The sequence below is a fragment of the Agrobacterium vaccinii genome (genome assembly GCF_021310995.1).
Lineage (GTDB): Bacteria > Pseudomonadota > Alphaproteobacteria > Rhizobiales > Rhizobiaceae > Agrobacterium > Agrobacterium vaccinii.
Genome location: NZ_CP054150.1, coordinates 1,511,425 through 1,530,594, shown reverse-complemented (window position 1 = coordinate 1,530,594; position 19,170 = coordinate 1,511,425). Strand labels below are relative to the sequence as shown.

Below are 19,170 nucleotides of genomic sequence, written 5' to 3'. Positions count from 1 at the left end.
CTGCGGCCCTGGAGCATCCGAGTTTCCTGAGAAAAGCTGAGTGGCACGGGCATTGCTTACTTAAAGCATACGCAATGTGCACTCAAACTCTCAAGGGAATTTCAGAATGTTTAATAGACGGGCTTTTTTGGTCGCTATCGCCGCTATCGCAAGTTTCACGACGCCCGTTCTGGCCGATGCGCTCGGTGATATCGCATCGCGCGGCACGATCCGTGTCGCCGTGCCCCAGGATTTTCCGCCATTCGGCAGTGTCGGCATCGATATGGCGCCGCGGGGTTATGACATCGACGTGGCAAATCTGATCGCGGAAAAGCTGGGTGTGAAGGTCGAACTCGTGCCGGTGACCAGCGCGAACCGCATTCCCTATTTGCAGACCAACAAGGTCGATCTGGTCGTTTCCAGCCTCGGCAAAAATCCTGACCGGGAAAAGGTCATCGATTTCTCTGTTGCATATGCGCCATTCTTCAACGGCGTCTTTGCACCTGGCAGCGTCAAGATCGAGAAGGCGGAAGACCTTGCGGGCAAGACAATCGGCGTGACACGTGGTGCGGTGGAAGATCTGGAGCTGACGAAAATCGCGCCTGCCGATGCCACCATCAAACGCTACGAGGACAATAACGGCACGATTTCCGCCTTCCTGTCCGGTCAGGTCGAGACCGTCGCGACCGGCAACGTCGTCGCCGCCGCTATTCTGGAAAAGAACCCGCCGAAGCGGCCAGAGCTTAAGTTTTTGATCAAAAATTCCCCTTGCTTCATTGGCTTGAACAAGGAACAGCCAGCGCTTCTGGAGAAGATCGACGGCATCATCACCGCTGCGAAGGCGGACGGAAGCCTCAATGCAATCGCCCAGAAATGGTTGAAGACGGACCTCCCGAAAGACCTCTGAGGTCTTCGAGCGCGCGCCCTGCAACTGACGGGGCGCGCTTGTCTTCTTTTCACCGAAAGGAACACTCGTGCATTACGCATTCGAGTTCGGGTGGCTGTTCGAATATTACCCTGTGATCGTAAAGGGCGTGCTGATTACGCTTCAACTGATTGCGATCGGCGGTGTTTTAGGGATTGCGCTCGGTATTTTCTGCGCCTGGGTGCGCGCACTCGGGCCGACATGGCTGCGGCCGCCCATCGCGCTTTATGTGGAGTTGATCCGCAATACGCCATTTCTGATCCAGCTTTTCTTTATCTTTTTCGGCCTTCCGTCGCTGGGATTGCAACTGACCGAATTGACGGCTGCCAACATAGCCATGGTCGTCAATCTGGGTGCCTATAGCTGCGAAATCATTCGCGCTGGCATTCAGGCAACGCCGAGGGGACAGTTCGAGGCGGGCGCAAGCCTTGCCATGACCCGGTTCGAGACGTTCCGGCATGTAGTGCTGGTGCCTTCGCTGCAACGCATCTGGCCAGCGCTTTCGTCGCAGGTCGTCATCGTCATGCTCGGCTCTTCCGTGGTGTCGCAGATTGCCGCCGAAGACCTGACCTTTGCTGCCAACTTCATCCAGTCCCGTACGTTCCGGGCTTTTGAAGCCTATATGGTCTCAACGGTCATCTATCTGGCACTGGCGATCCTTCTGCGGCAGATATTGCTTGTCGTGGGCGGGTTCATTTTTCCCAGAAGGAGCGCCCGATGATCGAGTTCTCGACCTGGGACATTTTGCGAAACCTGCTTCTGGCAGCGCGTTGGACGATTTTGCTGTCGCTTGTTTCCTTCATCGGCGGTGCCTTTGTCGGGCTCTTGCTTCTCTTCATGCGCATTTCGAAAAAGAAATCGCTGCGGGTTTTTTCGAAATATTACGTGGAGCTGTTTCAGGGCACACCGTTGCTGATGCAGCTCTTCATCGCCTTCTTTGGGCTGGGACTGGTGGGTATCGATGTGCCGGCCTGGCTTGCCGCAGGCATCACACTCATCCTCTGGGCGGCAGCTTTCCTGACGGAAATCTGGCGCGGTTGCGTTGAGTCGGTACAGAAGGGCCAGTGGGAAGCCTCCGCCAGCCTTGGCATGGGGCGCCTTCAGCAGATGCGTTACGTCATTTTGCCTCAGGCAATGCGCGTGGCTATACCGCCGACCGTTGGTTTTGCCGTGCAGGTCATCAAGGGCACAGCTGTCACATCGATCATCGGTTTCGTGGAGCTTTCTAAGGCCGGAACGGTCGTGACCAACGCGACCTTCCAACCCTTCACCGTCTATGGCCTCGTCGCCCTTATTTATTTCGCGCTGTGCTGGCCTTTGTCGAAAAGCAGCCAGATCCTCGAAAGGAAGCTCAATGTCGCTCATCGAAATCACTGAAGTCCGCAAGAGCTACGGCACAAACGAAGTCTTGAAGGGAATCAATCTCGATATCGAGCCGGGCGAAGTCATCGCCATCATCGGCAAAAGCGGGTCGGGCAAATCCACATTGCTCCGTTGCATCAACGGTCTGGAAGCTCTTTCTTCCGGTGCCATTTCTGTCGCGGGCGCGCAGTTTCTGGATGACGAAATTCACCTGAAAGCGCTGCGTCTGAAAGTCGGGATGATTTTCCAGCAATTCAACCTGTTTCCGCACCTGACCGTCGGCGGTAACGTCATGCTGTCACAGACCGTCGTCAAGAAAACGCGCAAAGCGGAAGCGGAAACAATCGCGCGCAAGATGCTGGAACGGGTTGGTCTGGCGCATAAATTCGACGCCTACCCGGATGAGCTTTCCGGCGGGCAACAGCAGCGCGTGGCGATTGCCAGGGCCCTTGCCATGCAGCCGACAGCGTTACTGTGTGACGAGATTACCTCGGCGCTCGACCCCGAACTTGTCGCGGAAGTTCTGGCCGTGGTGCGGGAACTGGCAGCGGAGGGCATGACACTCGTCATGGTCACCCACGAAATGAAATTTGCCCGCGACGTCTGCTCGCGTGTCGTCTTCATGCATGAAGGCCGCGTTCACGAAATCGGCCCGCCGGAAGAGGTGTTTACGGCACCCAAGACGCCGGAGCTAAAACAGTTTCTGGGCGTAACGGCGCATTGATTTTGGATGCTCAGTCCAGGTCTTCCTGAATGAAAACGTCTGCGACATGGATGTCGGTCGTTTCCAGAGGGCCGGGTCCAAGATTGATGTATTTGTGGGGAATATTGGCGGGTCCGAAGAGGACCTGCCCTTCAGAGGCACGGATTTCCTGATCACCGATTGTGAAAAGCGCGTTGCCCTTTCGCATGATAAAGATTTCGTCATAGGGGTGTTTGTGCAGGCCCGTGCCTTTGCCCACTTCGTTCACGGTGTAGAACATGACGGAGGCGTTGGTTCCGAAAGTGCGGCCCTCAAACTCGCCCTGCCAGAAGTCCTCACCATCGCTCCAGTCAGATCGATTCAATATTTGCGGTCGTTTTTCCATCATGGCTGGCCTTTGCTGATGTCTTCGTACGACTTTGACAAAGGACGCGGGTATCGGCAAACAAAAAAAGCCGGGCGTGAGCCCGGCTTCTTTTTTCGTAATGGATATCCGCGCTTAGCGCTTGGACACAGGCGTGTAGTCGCGCTTTGCTTCGCCGGTGTAGAGCTGGCGAGGGCGACCGATGCGCTGCTGTGGATCTTCGATCATTTCGTTCCACTGAGCAATCCAGCCCACGGTGCGGGCGAGAGCAAAGAGAACGGTGAACATGGTCGTGGGGAATCCAAGCGCCTTCAGCGTGATACCCGAGTAGAAGTCGACGTTTGGATAGAGCTTCTTTTCGACGAAGTAAGGGTCGGAAAGGGCGATCTTTTCCAGCTCGAGCGCGACCTGCATGATCGGATCATCCTGGTTGCCCGTGGCTTCCAGCACTTCGTACATGGTCTTCTGCATGATCTTGGCGCGCGGATCGTAGTTCTTGTAAACGCGGTGGCCAAAGCCCATCAGGCGGAACGGATCGTTCTTGTCCTTGGCGCGGGCGATGTATTCAGGAATACGATCGACCGAACCGATTTCGTTCAGCATGTTGAGCGCTGCTTCGTTTGCACCGCCGTGGGCAGGGCCCCAGAGGCAGGCGATGCCAGCCGCGATACAGGCGAACGGATTTGCACCGGAAGAACCTGCCAGACGAACCGTCGATGTGGACGCGTTCTGCTCGTGATCGGCGTGGAGAATGAAGATGCGGTCCATGGCGCGGGCTAGGACAGGATCAACTTTGTAGTCTTCGCAAGGAACAGCAAAGCACATGTTGAGGAAATTGGACGCGTAATCCAGATCGTTCTTTGGATACACGAAAGGCTGACCGATGTGGTATTTGTAAGCCATTGCCGCAATCGTCGGCATCTTGGCGATCATACGCAGCGAAGCGACCATGCGCTGGTGCGGATCGGTAATATCTGTGGAGTCGTGATAGAACGCAGAGAGCGCGCCGACCGTGCCGCACATGACAGCCATCGGGTGAGCGTCGCGACGGAAGCCGGTGAAGAAGCGGCTCATCTGCTCATGCACCATTGTGTGGCGCGTTACGCGGGTGTCGAAGTCTTTCTTCTGTGCTGTCGTCGGCAGTTCGCCGTAAAGCAGCAGGTAGCAGGTTTCGAGGAAGTCGCCCTGTTCGGCCAGTTGCTCGATAGGGTAACCGCGATGCAGAAGCACGCCTTCATCGCCATCGATATACGTGATCTTGGATTCGCAAGAGGCAGTCGACGTAAAGCCGGGGTCGTAGGTGAAGGTGCCGGTGTTCTTATAAAGCGTTCCGATATCTACGACCTTGGGTCCGATCGTGCCTTCTCGCACAGGGAGATCGACCTTATTATCGCCGAGTGTCACTGTCGCGCTAGTTTCCGTCATACCATACCTCCGAAATATGCAGGCGATGCGGGGTGACGCATCAGCCAGTTTAAGCGTCAGCGATTTAGCTATATGATCCGAGCCATAAAGCCAAGCTATCCGAAGGCCAAATTGTGCATTGCGACACGCCAATATCCCGAAATGGAGCATTTCTACGGCATAGTGTTTCATTCTAGGTCAATGCTTTCTTAACTCAGCAAGAGGTTGCAATCTTTTCTTTGGGGTTGCAAACTAAGGGCTGCGGCAAGGGGCGCCGGGGTTTGAACACACAGGACGAAAAACAGCATTTCCGCCTGGCGGAAACGAGCTCCGTTGCGCATGCGGACCTCGATGATTTGCTGTTGCCGCTTCACACCTCACGGCGCGAGCTGGCCTTGGAAACGGGGCAGGGAACTGCCCGGGGTTGGTCGGTTCGTGCTCTCAAACAATGGATCATCACCTGTGCCGAGCAGGAGGTGATGCACCGGCAGGACTTCCTGTTCGTGCCAGTCTTCATCGCGTTGGGGGCTGCGCTATGGTTCGGTCTGCCCGCGACGCCATCGCGCTGGTTTTTGATGTTCGTTACGGTTGGGATCGGCGCCTGGGCCGCAGCCATGCTGCACCGCCCGGGCACTGTTGCAGCTGTGTTGAAGGCCATGGCTCTTTTGATGACTGGCATGCTGCTGGCTGATGTCGAAGCGCGGCGCATCGGTACCATCATTCTCGACACGCCTGTGACGACAACGATTACCGGGACGGTGGAGAGGCGTGAACTGGATGCGAGGGGAAACTGGCGATATGTCGTGGTTCTGGACGCGACATCGGGCCCAAAACTGTCCCGCCCACCGCAGAAAGTCTCGCTGGTATCACGCAGCCGTCGTGAGGCAGTGGCCATTGGTGGTGTGATCACCGGAAAGGCGCGGCTATCGCCGCCCTCGGGCCCGGCGCTGCCGGGGCTAAACGACTTCGCCTTCGCTTCATATTTTAATGGAATCGGCGCGACGGGTTTCTTCTACGGTGCGCCGAAGACATTGCCGGACAAGCAAAAGTCCACAACGTGGACGGGGGCAGCGGATGCGTGGCTCTACAAGCTCAGAAGCGATATTGCGCAACGCATTCGTGACCTGATCGGCGGCGACGCTGGCGCGTTCGCCGCATCGATCATCACCGACGAAAGGCGCGCGATTTCCAATGAGACGATGGAAGCGCTGCGCGTTTCCGGGTTGGCGCATATCGTTGCCATTTCAGGGCTGAACATGGCGCTGGCCGCTGGCATCTTCTTCGTCGGAATGCGAACCGCCTTCAGCTTGTTTCCCGCTTTTTCGCAGCGCTGGCCCGTGAAGAAAATCTCCGCATTTGCGGCGCTGTTGATGACGCTCGCCTACTATCTCATCTCTGGGTTTGCCGTATCGGCAGAGCGGGCGTGGTTGATGATGTCGGTCATGCTGATCGCGGTGCTGGTGGACAAGCCCTCGATCAGTCTCAGAAACATCGCGCTTTCCGCCATCGTCATCATCGTTCTGTCACCGCATGAGGTGATGGGTCCGAGTTTCCAGATGTCGTTTGCGGCGACGCTGGCACTGGTGTCCGGCTACGCCTTCTGGAGCAGGTGGCGAGGCGACCGCGAGCAGCGGATCCTATCCCGTCCACCATGGTGGCTGTCATTGGCGGCCAAGGTTGGTACGATCATGGGCGGTGTCGTGGTGACGTCACTGATCGGTGGCATCTCGACTGCTGTCTACTCCATCGAGCATTTTCACCGGATCACGACATATGGGCTGGCGGCCAATCTGGCGGCTATGCCGGTCATGTCGTTGATTGTCATGCCGTTCGCGCTGGTTGGCATGCTGTTGATGCCGTTTGGGCTCGACGCTCCCTTTCTGAAGGTCATGGGCTACGGCATGGCGCTGGTGATCGACATCGCAAAGACCGTTTCCAGTTGGGGTGGCGATGCGACGATCGGGCGGCAGAACGGCTGGTTCCTCGCCGTATCCACGACAGGTTTTTTGCTGCTGGCGCTCTTACGCACACGTTTGGCGCTGATAGGCTTGCCGTTCATTGCCGCCGGGTTTGGATTATTGGTCGTTGAGCAATGGAGGGCAAGGCCGGATTTGCTGATCTACGAGGACGCTTCTCTGGTCGCGCTACTGACGGAGGATGCGGTGGCGACGACAAAGCAGCGGGCCTCGGGTTTCATCTATGACCAATGGGTGAGGGCGCTGCCCCTATCCGAACGACATAACCCGCCAGACATGCTGGAAACCGCAAAGTCACCTGATGGTGACGAGGCTGATGCCGACGAGCCACCCACTACACGGCGCACTGGTTTGAGCGAGAGAGATAAGGCAAAAGCAACGGAGGAGATGCGAAACGCGCTTTCCAAAACAGAGCGCTTCACGTGCCGGAAGGATAGCTGGTGCGTTGCCAAATCCCGAACCGGCGTTGCAATAGCCGTGATCTTCGACAGTACGCTGACTGGGACCGCATGCGAGATCGCCGACCTGATCGTGACGACACGACGTGTCTCATTTACCGAGTGCTATTCCGGCGCCATTCTCATCAGCCAGGACATATTGCGCCGAACCGGCTCACTGGAAATCTGGCTCGGCGACAAGGACGCCCCCATCGTCAAAGCTGAGGCTGCGATGGAGGGTGTGAATCGGTTCTGGACCATGCACCGGAGCTATGACTGGCGCAAAAGAGATTTCGACACGTCCCTTCCGCCGCATATCGCGACGATGTTGTCGACTTCGCGGTGACGACGCTTGGCTCGAAGGGTGCGGGTTGAAACGCTTCGGCTATACCCTTCAAATACTCTTTCCTCTAGAAAACTACGCCACAGCGTGCGCTCGCGATAGGAGGTTTACCCAGAGATCACGGCTTTGAGCGTAAATCCGCGAGCCATTCTCCGGTGGCCTTGGCTTCCGCCTCGTGTTCCGCATCGCGCCACGGTTCCAGCAAAGCCGCATCTTGCCATTCATGCATCGCTGGCAGGGCGAGAAGACGGTTCTTGTAAGCTTCTGACTCGGGAGACAAGGCCGTTGCGTAGGTCTGAAAGCGGAAGGCGACGGGACAGAAAAACGCGTCGACCGCCGTAAATGTTTCTCCTGCCAGGAATGGCCCACCAAAGGATGTCAGACCTTCCTGCCAAAGTGCGTCTATGCGGGAGATGTCTTTCCGCAAAGCTTCGCTGATCGCTACTGGCTGTATGCGAAGACCGACATGCATAGGATGCTCGTTGCGCAACGTCTGGAAGCCGGAATGCATTTCTGCTGCTGCAGAACGGGACCAGGCACGCGCCCTCGCATGACCAGCCCAAACGCCAATGTGCCGTTCGGCCAGATATTCTGTTATCGACAACGTGTCCCACACGGTGAACTCGTTTTCGACAAGGCAGGGCACTTTTGCCGTTGGCGAAAACACTGCGAAATCCTGTGCTGAATTGCCGAAGGGCGTGAGTTTCTCGCTGAAGGGAATATCGAGCGTTCGCATCAATACCCACGGACGCAATGACCAGGAGGAATAATTCTTGTTGGCTATGTAAAGATCGTACATCTCAAGATCCCTCGTTGCGCATACCATGTTAGCGCGGGAAAATTTTTCAATACAGACAGTCTGCGCGATGGTGGTCTTCAAATTATTTGATGTTTTGTCATTCGCTCAAGCGAGTAGCTTTCCAGCATCGCGCTGAGATCGGAAAACCTTATATTCCGCTGCTCAACCGCATTCATCACCACTAAAAACGTGCTCAAAACGTCATAGACTATCGAAGTGGCGCGCGATTCGAAAAAATGATGACCCGGCTAATGATTTCCGGTTTTTGAAACCGTCCTGAGCGAATTATCCGTTTAAAACACGCATAATATACCGGTCCGAGCTCAAGCGAACTTCGACCACTAAGCATCAAGTGTCGCAAATACCGAAAATTGAAAATACCAAGGCGGGGCAGACAATCAAATCTGCCCCAGAAGGTCTCAATGATAGCGGCGGATCAGGCCAACGAGTTTGCCCTGAATTTTCACCCTATCAGGTCCGAAGATACGAGTTTCATAGGCAGGGTTTGCTGCCTCCAGCGCAATCGACGCGCCTTTGCGACGGAAGCGTTTCAAGGTCGCTTCTTCCTCGTCCACCAGTGCGACAATGATATCGCCCGGATTTGCCGTACTCGTATCGCGGATTATAACCGTATCGCCATCGAAGATGCCTGCTTCGATCATCGAATCACCTTTGACTTCAAGCGCGTAATGCTCGCCCGCACCTAGCATATCCATGGGCACGACGACATCATGCGTGTTGTTCTGGATTGCCGAAATCGGCACGCCCGCAGCAATCCGTCCCATAACCGGTACGCTCACCGAATCAGGGTTGCGATCGTTTGCGGCAGCGGGAGGCGGCGGCTGCACGGGCTGCGGTTTGCCGAGACTGCCCTCGATGACGCTGGGTGAAAAGCCTCGCTGCGGCTTATTCTGCGGTGAATACGATTCGGGAAGCTTGATGACTTCGAGCGCGCGGGCACGATTCGGTAGCCGGCGAATGAATCCGCGTTCTTCCAATGCCGTGATCAGCCTGTGTATGCCGGATTTGGAGGCAAGATCGAGCGCATCCTTCATTTCATCGAAGGACGGCGGCACGCCGGACTCTTTCATTCGCTCATGAATGAAGAGAAGCAGTTCCTGCTGTTTGCGCGTGAGCATGGAGTAAACACCCTTGAAGCTTTGAGGCTTAGATTCGTGAAACAAATACAGAACGAACACTATATGTTCCACATGTGTTCTGCAATCCCCAATAGTCATCCCAAATCATTTAAGACATCGTTGATAGATGTCCTATGGGTGTTCTACCTCGCCTGCCACGTCATGCCGTGACTTCGCTGCTGCTTGCTGCTAAGTGCGTGGCGAGTTTTGAGAGATTGCAGGATGGTTCGGCGGCGTCGGCTGCGAAGCGTCCCTTTTGTATCAGGGGAATCATCATGAGTGTGACGAATAATCTGAAAGTGGTTGCTGGCGAGGGTGCGGGCGCGGTCTCTTTTTCCAACACCGAGCGTTTCTCGCTGATTGCCGGGCCGTGCCAGATGGAAAGCCGCGACCACGCCTTCATGATTGCGGAAACGCTGGCTGACCTTTGCGGCAAGCTGGGTATCGGTCTGGTCTACAAATCCTCGTTCGACAAGGCGAATCGCACGTCGCTCTCCGGTCAGCGCGGTATCGGCATCGATAAGGCGCTTGAGATTTTTTCGGAGCTGAAAAGCCAGTTCGGATTTCCGGTTCTCACGGATATTCACAACGAGGAACAGTGCGGCATCGTCGCGCCTGTCGTGGATATCCTTCAGATTCCGGCATTTCTCAGCCGCCAGACTGACTTGCTGGTGGCGGCTGCAAAGACCGGTCGCGTCATCAACGTCAAGAAGGGTCAGTTTTTGGCCCCTTGGGACATGAAGAATGTGCTGGCGAAGCTGAACGATAGCGGCAATCCGAACGTACTGCTCTGCGAGCGCGGGGCCTCGTTCGGCTACAATACGCTGGTTTCCGATATGCGTTCGCTTCCCATCATGGCATCGCTCGGTGCGCCCGTGGTGTTCGATGCCACGCACTCCGTGCAGCAGCCTGGCGGGCAGGGTGGTTCCAGCGGCGGTCAGCGGGAGTTTGTTGAAACGCTGTCTCGTGCTGCCGTGGCCGTGGGCGTTGCTGGTCTTTTCGTGGAGACGCATGAGGACCCTGATAATGCGCCGTCCGACGGGCCGAACATGGTGCACCTCAAGAATATGCCGAAGCTTCTGGAAAAACTGCTGGCCTTCGACAACATCTCCAAGGCTGCGTGACGGCTTTTGGCCTTAATCGATTTTTATGAGAAGGAAGGCGTCTGGAAGAGGGCGCCGTCATTGTAAATTCTTGTGCGTCGTCTACAGCGACGGAAGAAATTCAAATCGAGTCGCCATTTCCGTTGTCCCGTTTATCGCGCCGCTCATCCGAAAAGCGCTTCACAGTTTTCGGGATGCACTTTAAGACAGGCATCTGAAATTCCTGTTCCAGTCCCAAGGGAGAGATCATGACAGCCATTACCGATATCATCGCACGCGAAATCCTCGACAGCCGTGGCAACCCCACCGTTGAAGTCGATGTCTATCTGGAAGACGGTTCTTTCGGTCGTGCGGCGGTTCCATCGGGCGCATCGACAGGCGCACACGAAGCCGTTGAACTGCGTGATGGTGGCAAGCGCTACCTGGGTAAGGGCGTCGAGAAGGCTGTCGAAGCCGTCAACACCGAGATTTTCGACGCGCTGGGCGGTTTCGATGCCGAAAGCCAGATCCACGTCGACCAGACGCTGATCGAGCTCGATGGCACGCCGAACAAGTCGCGTCTCGGTGCCAACGCCATCCTCGGTGTTTCCCTGGCTGTCGCCAAGGCTGCGGCCGAAACGACCGGACTGCCGCTTTACCGTTACGTCGGTGGCCCGAACGCGCATCTGCTCCCAGTGCCGATGATGAACATCATCAATGGTGGCGCGCATGCCGACAATCCGATCGACTTCCAGGAATTCATGATCATGCCGGTTGGCGCGGAAAGCATCCGTGACGCCGTGCGCATCGGCGCGGAAATCTTCCACGTTCTGAAAAAAGAACTGTCGGCACAGGGCTTCAACACCAATGTTGGTGATGAAGGTGGTTTTGCGCCGGGCCTGAAGAGCGCGCCTGAAGCTCTCGACTTCATCATGAAGTCCGTGGAGAAGGCCGGTTACAAGCCAGGCGACGACGTTGCGCTCGCTCTCGATTGCGCCTCGACAGAATTCTTCAAGAACGGCAAGTACGAAATGGAAGGCGAGGGCCGTACGCTCGAGCCGGAAGCCATGGCGGATTACCTCGCTGAACTCGCAGCCAAGTATCCGATCATCTCGATCGAAGATGGTATGGCCGAAGACGATTGGGACGGCTGGAAGTACCTGACCGACAAGATCGGCTCCAAGGTTCAGTTGGTCGGCGATGATCTGTTCGTGACGAACTCTGCCCGCCTGCGTGACGGTATCAAGATGGGCGTTGCCAACTCCATCCTCGTCAAGGTCAACCAGATTGGTTCGCTGACGGAAACGCTCGACGCCGTCGAAACCGCACACAAGGCTGGCTACACCGCCGTCATGTCCCACCGCTCCGGCGAAACGGAAGATTCGACGATTGCCGATCTTTCTGTTGCGACCAACTGCGGACAGATCAAGACCGGTTCGCTTTCGCGCTCCGACCGTCTGGCCAAGTACAACCAGCTGATCCGCATTGAAGAAATGCTCGGCCCACAGGCAGCTTATGCCGGTCGTTCGATTCTGCGTGGCTAAGGCTTTCTATACAGATTTAAAAAAAGGCTCGCTTCGGCGGGCCTTTTTTGTGCGCTGCGGTGGGCGACGGAGTTAAGGTCAACGGATGGTTAAACAAATGCGGCTATGGTGATGGCAGTAACGCGTTTGAAGGCTGTTCAAGAGTATGTGGACCAAGCATCACAAGAAGAGACGTTTTGGCCGTCTGGTCGTTCCGGCAATCACCGTCGCATTCCTTTCCTATTTCGGATATCATTGTGTCCATGGCGACTTTGGTCTTCAGGCGACGGAGCGTCTGGAGCGCCAGCGTCTGGCGCGCACCGTCGAGCTTGCGAAGCTGACCAAGGCACGCGTCTCGTTGGAGCGCCAGGTCGAGCTGATGAGCGATGGTTCGCTGGAGCGCGACATGATCGATGAAATCTCGCGTTATCAGTTGAATATGTCACGCAGCGACGAAATCGTGATCATGAATACATATTTCTGATTAACCTGATATCGGTTAATCCAGTTTTTTAATTTATTCACAGCAACTTACCAGAATATGAGCCATGCGTTTATGGCATTGCTGGTTCGCTTTTTCTTGCATATGGTGCGTCCCAATCCAACCATTCTAATGGCAACTCAGGGAGGGATGAATGGCGCCGCGAAAAACCGCGACCGTATCCGGCCGCAAGACTACGGCAAAGACCGCCACCAAGGAATTCACCGGCAAGAATACGCCGGACTTTGGTAAAGACGAAGAGTTGCACGCCTATCGTGAAATGCTTCTGATCCGTCGATTCGAAGAAAAGGCTGGCCAGCTCTACGGCATGGGCTTCATCGGTGGTTTCTGTCACCTCTATATCGGGCAGGAAGCTGTCGTTGTCGGCATGAACATGTCGCAGAAGGAAGGCGATCAGGTCATCACCGCTTACCGTGACCACGGCCACATGCTGGCTGCTGGCATGAGCGCACGTGGCGTCATGGCCGAGTTGACCGGACGCCAGGGCGGCTTGTCCAAGGGCAAGGGCGGCTCCATGCACATGTTCTCCAAGGAAAAGCATTTCTACGGCGGACACGGCATCGTGGGTGCTCAGGTTTCTCTGGGAACCGGTCTTGCCTTCGCCAACAAGTACCGTGGCAATGACAGCGTTTCCGTTGCTTACTTCGGTGATGGCGCGGCCAACCAGGGTCAGGTCTACGAGAGCTTCAACATGGCTGCTCTCTGGAAGCTGCCGATCATCTATATCGTCGAAAACAACCACTACGCGATGGGCACGTCTACCGCCCGCGCCACGGCGCAGTCCAATTACTCGCTGCGTGGTTCCGGTTTCGGCATTCCCGGCGTGCAGGTCGATGGCATGGATGTCCGTGCGGTAAAGGCGGCTGCGGACGAAGCGCTTGAGCACTGCCGTTCCGGCAAGGGCCCGATCATTCTGGAAATGCTGACCTATCGTTATCGTGGTCACTCCATGTCTGACCCGGCAAAGTACCGTTCCAAAGACGAAGTGCAGAAAATGCGCGCGGAACATGACCCAATCGAGCAGGTCAAGGCGCGGCTCCTTCAACAGGGCTGGGCCACTGAGGATGAACTCAAGGCAATCGACAAGGATGTCCGTGACGTCGTTGCCGACAGCGCCGAGTTCGCCCAGACCGATCCGGAGCCGGATGTTTCCGAGCTCTACACCGACATTCTGCTCTGATTTGGGAAGGGAGATAACATGCCTATAGAAATTCTCATGCCCGCCCTTTCCCCAACCATGGAGGAAGGCACGCTTTCCAAGTGGCTGAAGAAAGAGGGTGACAAAGTTTCCTCCGGTGACGCGATTGCTGAAATCGAAACCGACAAGGCAACGATGGAAGTCGAAGCCGTGGATGAAGGCGTCATCGGCAAGCTGCTGATCGAAGCTGGCACCGAAGGCGTCAAGGTCAACACCGCCATTGCCGTGCTGCTTCAGGACGGCGAAAGCGCTGACGATCTGTCTGCGTCTTCCGCACCGAAGAAGGAAGAGCCGAAGGCAGACGCTGCCAATTCCGGTTCCGACGCTGCTGGCGGCAAGACCCGCGAAGCCAGCGAAGAGCCTTCTGCCGACAAGGAAGCCGCAAAGGTTCCGGCCGCGCCAAAGATCGAAGTTGCTGCTGACCCGGATATCCCTGAGGGCACCGAGTTCGTGACACAGACGGTGCGCGAAGCACTGCGCGATGCGATGGCGGAAGAAATGCGCTCCGACGAGAACGTTTTCGTCATGGGTGAAGAAGTCGCCGAATACCAGGGCGCCTACAAGATCACTCAGGGTCTTCTGCAGGAATTCGGCGCCAAGCGTGTTATCGATACGCCGATCACCGAACACGGCTTTGCCGGTATCGGCGTCGGTGCAGCGATGACGGGTCTGCGCCCCATCGTTGAATTCATGACATTCAACTTCGCCATGCAGGCCATCGACCAAATCGTCAACTCCGCTGCCAAGACGCTCTACATGTCTGGCGGTCAGATGGGTGCGCCGATGGTGTTTCGTGGTCCGTCGGGTGCTGCTGCCCGCGTGGCCGCTCAGCACTCGCAGTGCTATGCCGCATGGTACAGCCATATTCCAGGCCTCAAGGTCATTATGCCTTACACGGCTGCTGACGCCAAGGGTCTGCTCAAGGCTGCGATCCGCGATCCGAACCCGATCATCTTCCTCGAAAACGAAATTCTGTACGGTCAGAGCTTCGAAGTTCCGAAGATGGACGATTTCGTTCTGCCAATCGGCAAGGCGCGCATTCACCGCAAGGGCAAGGATGCGACCATCGTTTCCTTCGGTATCGGCATGACCTACGCGATCAAGGCGGTTGCGGAACTCGAAAAGCTCGGCATCGACGTCGAACTGATCGACCTGCGCACCATCCGTCCGATGGACCTGCCGACGGTGATCGAATCGGTCAAGAAGACGGGTCGTTTGGTGACCGTGGAAGAAGGCTTCCCGCAGTCATCGGTCGGTGACTTCATTTCCAACAGCGTTCAGCGTGCCGCATTCGACTACCTCGATGCGCCGATCCTGACGATTGCTGGCAAGGACGTTCCGATGCCGTATGCTGCGAACCTCGAAAAACTGGCTTTGCCGAATGTTGATGAAGTCATTCAGGCCGTCAAAACCGTCTGCTACAAATGAAGGAGGAGAATTTGGGTAAAATCAAACACATCCTCCCGGCCGGTGAAAACTGGTATCGTGTTGTAGGGTCTAAGGACGCGCCTCAGTTTGAGCGCATCGTCTTTTGGGCTGTGATCAATGACGGTGAGGGCGATGTCGTCGCTGGTGTCCCGCGTGAGGATATCGGCGTCATCGGCGCCGTGAGCGACTGGCTGAGTGATGTTGCGGGATATATCGAAGTCTCGCCGTCTCAGCTGAGTTCACTGGCAGAAAAACCTGAAGAATTGGAACAGTACAATCTCGTTTGGGGGGAGGGCTAGTCATGCCTATCAACATCACAATGCCTGCCCTTTCGCCAACCATGGAAGAGGGAAATCTCACCAAGTGGCTGGTCAAGGAAGGCGATAAGGTTGGTCCTGGCGACGTGATTGCCGAGATCGAGACCGACAAGGCGACCATGGAAGTGGAAGCCGTGGACGAAGGCGTCGTTGCCAAGCTCGTCGTTCCAGCTGGTTCCGAGGCTGTCAAGGTCAATGCCGTGATCGCGATCCTCGCTGCCGAAGGCGAAGACGTGGGCGAAGCTGCCAAGGGTGGCGATGCCGCCCCTGCAAAGGCTGAGGCCAAGGCCGAATCTCCGAAGCAGGAAGCTGCGAAGGCCGACGCGCCGAAGGAGACAAAGACCGAGGCCGCTCCTGCCAAGGCTGAAAAGCCTGTGGCTGATCAGGGTCCGGCGCCATCGACGCCCGCACCAGTCTCCAAGGATGGCGAACGCATTTTCGCGTCTCCGCTGGCCCGTCGTCTGGCCAAGGAAGCCGGTCTTGATCTTTCGGCTGTGTCTGGCTCCGGCCCGCATGGTCGCATCGTCAAGACGGACGTTGAAAAAGCGGCAAGCTCTGGCGGTGCCAAGGCGGCTCCGGCTGCTACACCATCCGCTGGCACCGCCGCTCCGGCTCCAGCCAAGGGTCCGTCGGACGAATACGTTCTCAAGCTGTTTGCGGAAGGCTCCTACGAGCTTCTGCCGCACGACGGCATGCGCAAGACGATTGCCTCGCGCCTGACTGAGTCGACGCAAACGGTGCCGTCCTACACGGTCTCGATGGAATGCGAACTCGATGCGATGCTGAAGCTGCGCGCCGAGATCAATGCTTCCGCACCGGTGAAGAAGACGGAAAAGGGCGAGGTTCCGGCCTTCAAGCTTTCCGTCAACGACTTCATCATCAAGGCGATGGCGCTTGCTTTGCGTGACGTTCCGATGGCGAATGCTTCGTGGACCTCGACAGCTCGCGTTCTGCACAAGCACGCCGATGTCGGTGTCGCCGTGTCCATCCCGGATGGTCTGATCACGCCAATCGTGCGCAATGCCGAGACGAAGACGCTTTCGGTCATCTCCAACGAGGTCAAGGATCTTGCCAAGCGTGCGCGTGACAAGAAGCTGAAGCCGGAAGAATACCAGGGCGGCACGACATCCGTGTCCAACCTCGGCATGTTCGGCGTGTCTTCCTTCACGTCCATCGTCAATCTGCCGCAGGCTTCCATCGTGTCGATTGGTGCCGGCGTCGAAAAGCCGGTGGTGCGTAACGGCAAGATTGAAATGGGTACGGTCATGACCGCAACCTTCGCCTTCGACCACCGCGTCATTGATGGCGCGCTCGGTGCAGAACTCGCATCTGCCTTCAAGCGCTACATCGAAAACCCGATGGGCATGTTGGTGTAAAAGAACGCTGAGCCGGAAGCCGGGTAACGGTTTTCGGCTCGCTCATCCCGGAGGCTGACATGACGAAAACCGTTCTGTGCTATGGCGACAGTCTGACCTGGGGTTTCGACGCCGAAAATCTCGGTCGTCATGCCTTTGAAGATCGCTGGCCGAGCGTTTTGCAAAAGGCGCTGGGAACGGATGTCAATGTCATTGCCGAAGGGCTGAACGGCAGAACCACGGCCTACGACGATCATCTGGCTGATTGCGATCGTAACGGTGCGCGCATATTGCCGACGTTGCTGCACAGTCACGCCCCGCTTGATCTTGTCATCATCATGCTGGGCACGAACGATCTGAAGCGCGGTATCGGTAGCGGCAACGCTGTTGGTGCGGTGAAGGGTGTCGAGCGGCTTATCAATCTCGTGCGCAGCCACGTCTGGTCGTTCGATGACGAGCAGCCGGAAATCCTGATCGTTTCGGCTCCGCATATTTGCGAAACAGGCAATGAGATGTTCGCTGCCATGTTCATCGATGCGGTTGAGGAATCGCAAATGATGGGGTCGCTCTATCGAGATCTGGCGGATGAGAAGGGCTGCGGGTTCTTCGATGCAGCCTCCGTTGCAGTGACGACGCCTGTCGATGGCGTTCATCTGGATGCAGAAAACACACGTGCGATTGGAAGAGGCCTCGAGCCCGTCGTTCGCATGATGCTTGGACTATAGCGTATCGGCCCGAAAATCCGAATCGATTTTCGGAAAGCACGATGCGGAATGAAAAAGAGAAAATCGACTGAGGCTGCGGCATGGTTTCGCCCTCGGAAAGACAAAGGCAGGAAACAGACATGGCTCAGTCTTATGACGTCATCATCATCGGTTCGGGTCCGGGCGGTTACGTCACGGCCATCCGTGCTGCGCAATTGGGCCTCAAGACGGCCATCGTCGAGCGCGAGCATCTGGGCGGCATCTGCCTGAACTGGGGCTGCATTCCCACCAAGGCTCTGCTGCGCTCTGCCGAAGTGCTGGATAATTCCAACCACGCCAAGAATTACGGCCTGAAGCTGGAAGGCACGATTACCGCCGACGTCAAGGAAGTCGTCGCCCGTTCGCGTGGCGTGTCTGCGCGCCTCAATGGTGGCGTTGCCTACCTGATGAAGAAGAACAAGATCGACGTCATCTGGGGCGAGGCAAAGCTGACCAAGGCGAATGAGATCGTCGTCGGCAAGATTTCCAAGCCCATCGTCCAGCCACAGAACCCGGTTCCGAAGGGCGTTCTGGGCGAGGGCACTTATACTGCCAAGCACATCATCGTCGCCACGGGCGCCCGTCCACGCGCATTGCCCGGCATCGAGCCGGATGGCAAGCTGATCTGGACCTATTTCGAAGCCATGAAGCCGGACTTTATGCCGAAATCCATCGTCGTCATGGGCTCCGGTGCCATCGGCATCGAGTTCGCGTCTTTCTATCGCTCCATGGGCGTGGATGTCACGGTGGTGGAACTGATGGCCAATGTGATGCCGGTGGAAGATGCCGAGATTTCGGCCTTCGCCCGCAAACAGCTCGAGAAGCGCGGCCTCAAGATCATCACCGAAGCCAAGGTTTCCAAGGTTGAAACGGGTTCCGACTCGATCACCGCCCATGTCGAAACCAAGGACGGCAAGGTGCAGAAGATCACGGCTGATCGCCTGATTTCGGCTGTTGGCGTGCAGGGTAATATCGAGAATCTCGGTCTGGAGGCGCTCGGCGTCAAGACGGATCGCGGCTGCGTGGTCATCGATGGCTATGGTAAGACCAATGTTCCCGGCCTCTACGCCATCGGTGATGTCGCTGGCCCACCAATGCTGGCGCACAAGGCTGAGCATGAGGGAGTGATCTGCATCGAAAAGATTGCCGGTCTGCCGAATGTTCACGCGATGGACAAGTTAAAAATCCCCGGCTGCACCTATTGCAATCCGCAGGTCGCCTCGGTTGGTCTGACGGAAGCCAAGGCAAAGGAGCAGGGACGCGAGATCCGGGTCGGTCGCTATTCCTTTGCGGCCAACGGCAAGGCGATTGCGCTGGGTGAAGATCAGGGCATGGTCAAGACCATTTTCGATAAGAAGACCGGCGAGCTGATCGGCGCGCATATGGTGGGTGCGGAAGTGACCGAACTTATCCAGGGCTTCGTTGTCGCCATGAACCTGGAGACGACAGAAGAAGAACTGATGCACACGATCTTCCCGCATCCGACGCTGTCGGAAATGATGAAGGAAAGCGTGCTGGACGCCTATGGGCGCGTGCTGAACGCTTGATAAATACCCCGGTCACTCCCTATCTCTAAGGGAGTGACTGAAAA

General features: G+C 56.6%; 18 protein-coding genes. 14 read left to right on the top strand and 4 right to left on the bottom strand.

The window, feature by feature from the left end:
* The first annotated feature begins 106 nt into the window (after window positions 1-106).
* The 4 genes from HRR99_RS07700 to HRR99_RS07685 all read left to right on the top strand — a co-directional run bounded on the left by HRR99_RS07700 (window position 107) and on the right by HRR99_RS07685 (window position 2,990).
* Window positions 107-886, top strand: a complete 780-nt coding sequence (locus tag HRR99_RS07700) for a transporter substrate-binding domain-containing protein (RefSeq protein ID WP_233123372.1) — start codon at window positions 107-109, stop codon at window positions 884-886.
* A 67-nt stretch (window positions 887-953) separates the two neighbouring features.
* A complete protein-coding gene (locus HRR99_RS07695) occupies window positions 954-1,625 on the top strand; it encodes an amino acid ABC transporter permease (protein WP_233123370.1) in 672 nt (223 codons plus the stop codon).
* Window positions 1,622-2,281 (top strand): amino acid ABC transporter permease, encoded by a 660-nt coding sequence (locus tag HRR99_RS07690; protein ID WP_111838297.1) that lies wholly within the window; start codon window positions 1,622-1,624, stop codon window positions 2,279-2,281. Before HRR99_RS07695 ends, HRR99_RS07690 begins: the two co-directional genes overlap by 4 nt.
* Window positions 2,259-2,990 carry an amino acid ABC transporter ATP-binding protein gene (locus HRR99_RS07685; protein WP_111838298.1) on the top strand — a complete coding sequence of 244 codons (732 nt, stop codon included), beginning with the start codon at window positions 2,259-2,261 and terminating at the stop codon, window positions 2,988-2,990. The genes HRR99_RS07690 and HRR99_RS07685 overlap by 23 nt, the downstream gene beginning before the upstream one ends.
* A 10-nt stretch (window positions 2,991-3,000) precedes the next feature.
* Here the strand turns inward: HRR99_RS07685 and HRR99_RS07680 are convergent, their stop codons facing one another.
* Window positions 3,001-3,354 carry a cupin domain-containing protein gene (locus HRR99_RS07680; protein WP_111838481.1) on the bottom strand — a complete coding sequence of 118 codons (354 nt, stop codon included), beginning with the start codon at window positions 3,352-3,354 and terminating at the stop codon, window positions 3,001-3,003.
* 114 nt (window positions 3,355-3,468) lie between these two features.
* Window positions 3,469-4,758, bottom strand: coding sequence for a citrate synthase (gltA, locus tag HRR99_RS07675; protein WP_111838299.1), 1,290 nt, complete (start codon window positions 4,756-4,758; stop codon window positions 3,469-3,471).
* A 260-nt stretch (window positions 4,759-5,018) separates the two neighbouring features.
* On the opposite strand from gltA, the gene HRR99_RS07670 reads away from it, so the two are divergent.
* The gene (locus HRR99_RS07670; protein WP_422387300.1) at window positions 5,019-7,496 is read left to right on the top strand and encodes a ComEC/Rec2 family competence protein; all 2,478 of its coding nucleotides are present in this window, start codon (window positions 5,019-5,021) and stop codon (window positions 7,494-7,496) included.
* 115 nt (window positions 7,497-7,611) lie between these two features.
* On the opposite strand, the gene HRR99_RS07665 is transcribed toward HRR99_RS07670, so the two are convergent.
* Window positions 7,612-8,292 (bottom strand): glutathione S-transferase family protein, encoded by a 681-nt coding sequence (locus HRR99_RS07665; protein ID WP_233123369.1) that lies wholly within the window; start codon window positions 8,290-8,292, stop codon window positions 7,612-7,614.
* Window positions 8,293-8,711: 419 nt separating this feature from the next.
* Entirely contained in the window at window positions 8,712-9,431 is a 720-nt protein-coding gene (lexA, locus tag HRR99_RS07660; RefSeq protein WP_112500028.1) for a transcriptional repressor LexA, read from the bottom strand.
* 275 nt (window positions 9,432-9,706) lie between these two features.
* On the opposite strand from lexA, the gene kdsA reads away from it, so the two are divergent.
* From kdsA to lpdA, 9 genes are all read left to right on the top strand, one after another.
* Complete coding sequence (kdsA, locus tag HRR99_RS07655) at window positions 9,707-10,555, top strand: 3-deoxy-8-phosphooctulonate synthase (protein ID WP_233123368.1); 849 nt, start codon at window positions 9,707-9,709, stop codon at window positions 10,553-10,555.
* 227 nt (window positions 10,556-10,782) lie between these two features.
* Window positions 10,783-12,057, top strand: coding sequence for a phosphopyruvate hydratase (gene eno / locus HRR99_RS07650; protein WP_233123367.1), 1,275 nt, complete (start codon window positions 10,783-10,785; stop codon window positions 12,055-12,057).
* Between the two features lie 145 nt (window positions 12,058-12,202).
* Complete coding sequence (locus HRR99_RS07645; RefSeq protein ID WP_111838302.1) at window positions 12,203-12,520, top strand: FtsB family cell division protein; 318 nt, start codon at window positions 12,203-12,205, stop codon at window positions 12,518-12,520.
* Between the two features lie 151 nt (window positions 12,521-12,671).
* On the top strand, window positions 12,672-13,718 hold the full coding sequence (gene pdhA, locus HRR99_RS07640; protein ID WP_045230428.1) for a pyruvate dehydrogenase (acetyl-transferring) E1 component subunit alpha: 1,047 nt from the start codon (window positions 12,672-12,674) through the stop codon (window positions 13,716-13,718).
* Window positions 13,719-13,736: 18 nt separating this feature from the next.
* On the top strand, window positions 13,737-15,164 hold the full coding sequence (locus HRR99_RS07635) for a pyruvate dehydrogenase complex E1 component subunit beta (protein WP_045230429.1): 1,428 nt from the start codon (window positions 13,737-13,739) through the stop codon (window positions 15,162-15,164).
* Between the two features lie 11 nt (window positions 15,165-15,175).
* A complete protein-coding gene (locus HRR99_RS07630) occupies window positions 15,176-15,463 on the top strand; it encodes a hypothetical protein (protein WP_162694399.1) in 288 nt (95 codons plus the stop codon).
* A 2-nt stretch (window positions 15,464-15,465) separates the two neighbouring features.
* Window positions 15,466-16,857 carry a pyruvate dehydrogenase complex dihydrolipoamide acetyltransferase gene (locus HRR99_RS07625; RefSeq protein WP_233123366.1) on the top strand — a complete coding sequence of 464 codons (1,392 nt, stop codon included), beginning with the start codon at window positions 15,466-15,468 and terminating at the stop codon, window positions 16,855-16,857.
* 59 nt (window positions 16,858-16,916) lie between these two features.
* A complete protein-coding gene (locus HRR99_RS07620; protein ID WP_233123364.1) occupies window positions 16,917-17,561 on the top strand; it encodes an SGNH/GDSL hydrolase family protein in 645 nt (214 codons plus the stop codon).
* A gap of 119 nt (window positions 17,562-17,680) precedes the next feature.
* Window positions 17,681-19,126, top strand: coding sequence for a dihydrolipoyl dehydrogenase (lpdA, locus tag HRR99_RS07615; protein ID WP_233123363.1), 1,446 nt, complete (start codon window positions 17,681-17,683; stop codon window positions 19,124-19,126).
* Window positions 19,127-19,170 lie beyond the last annotated feature (44 nt).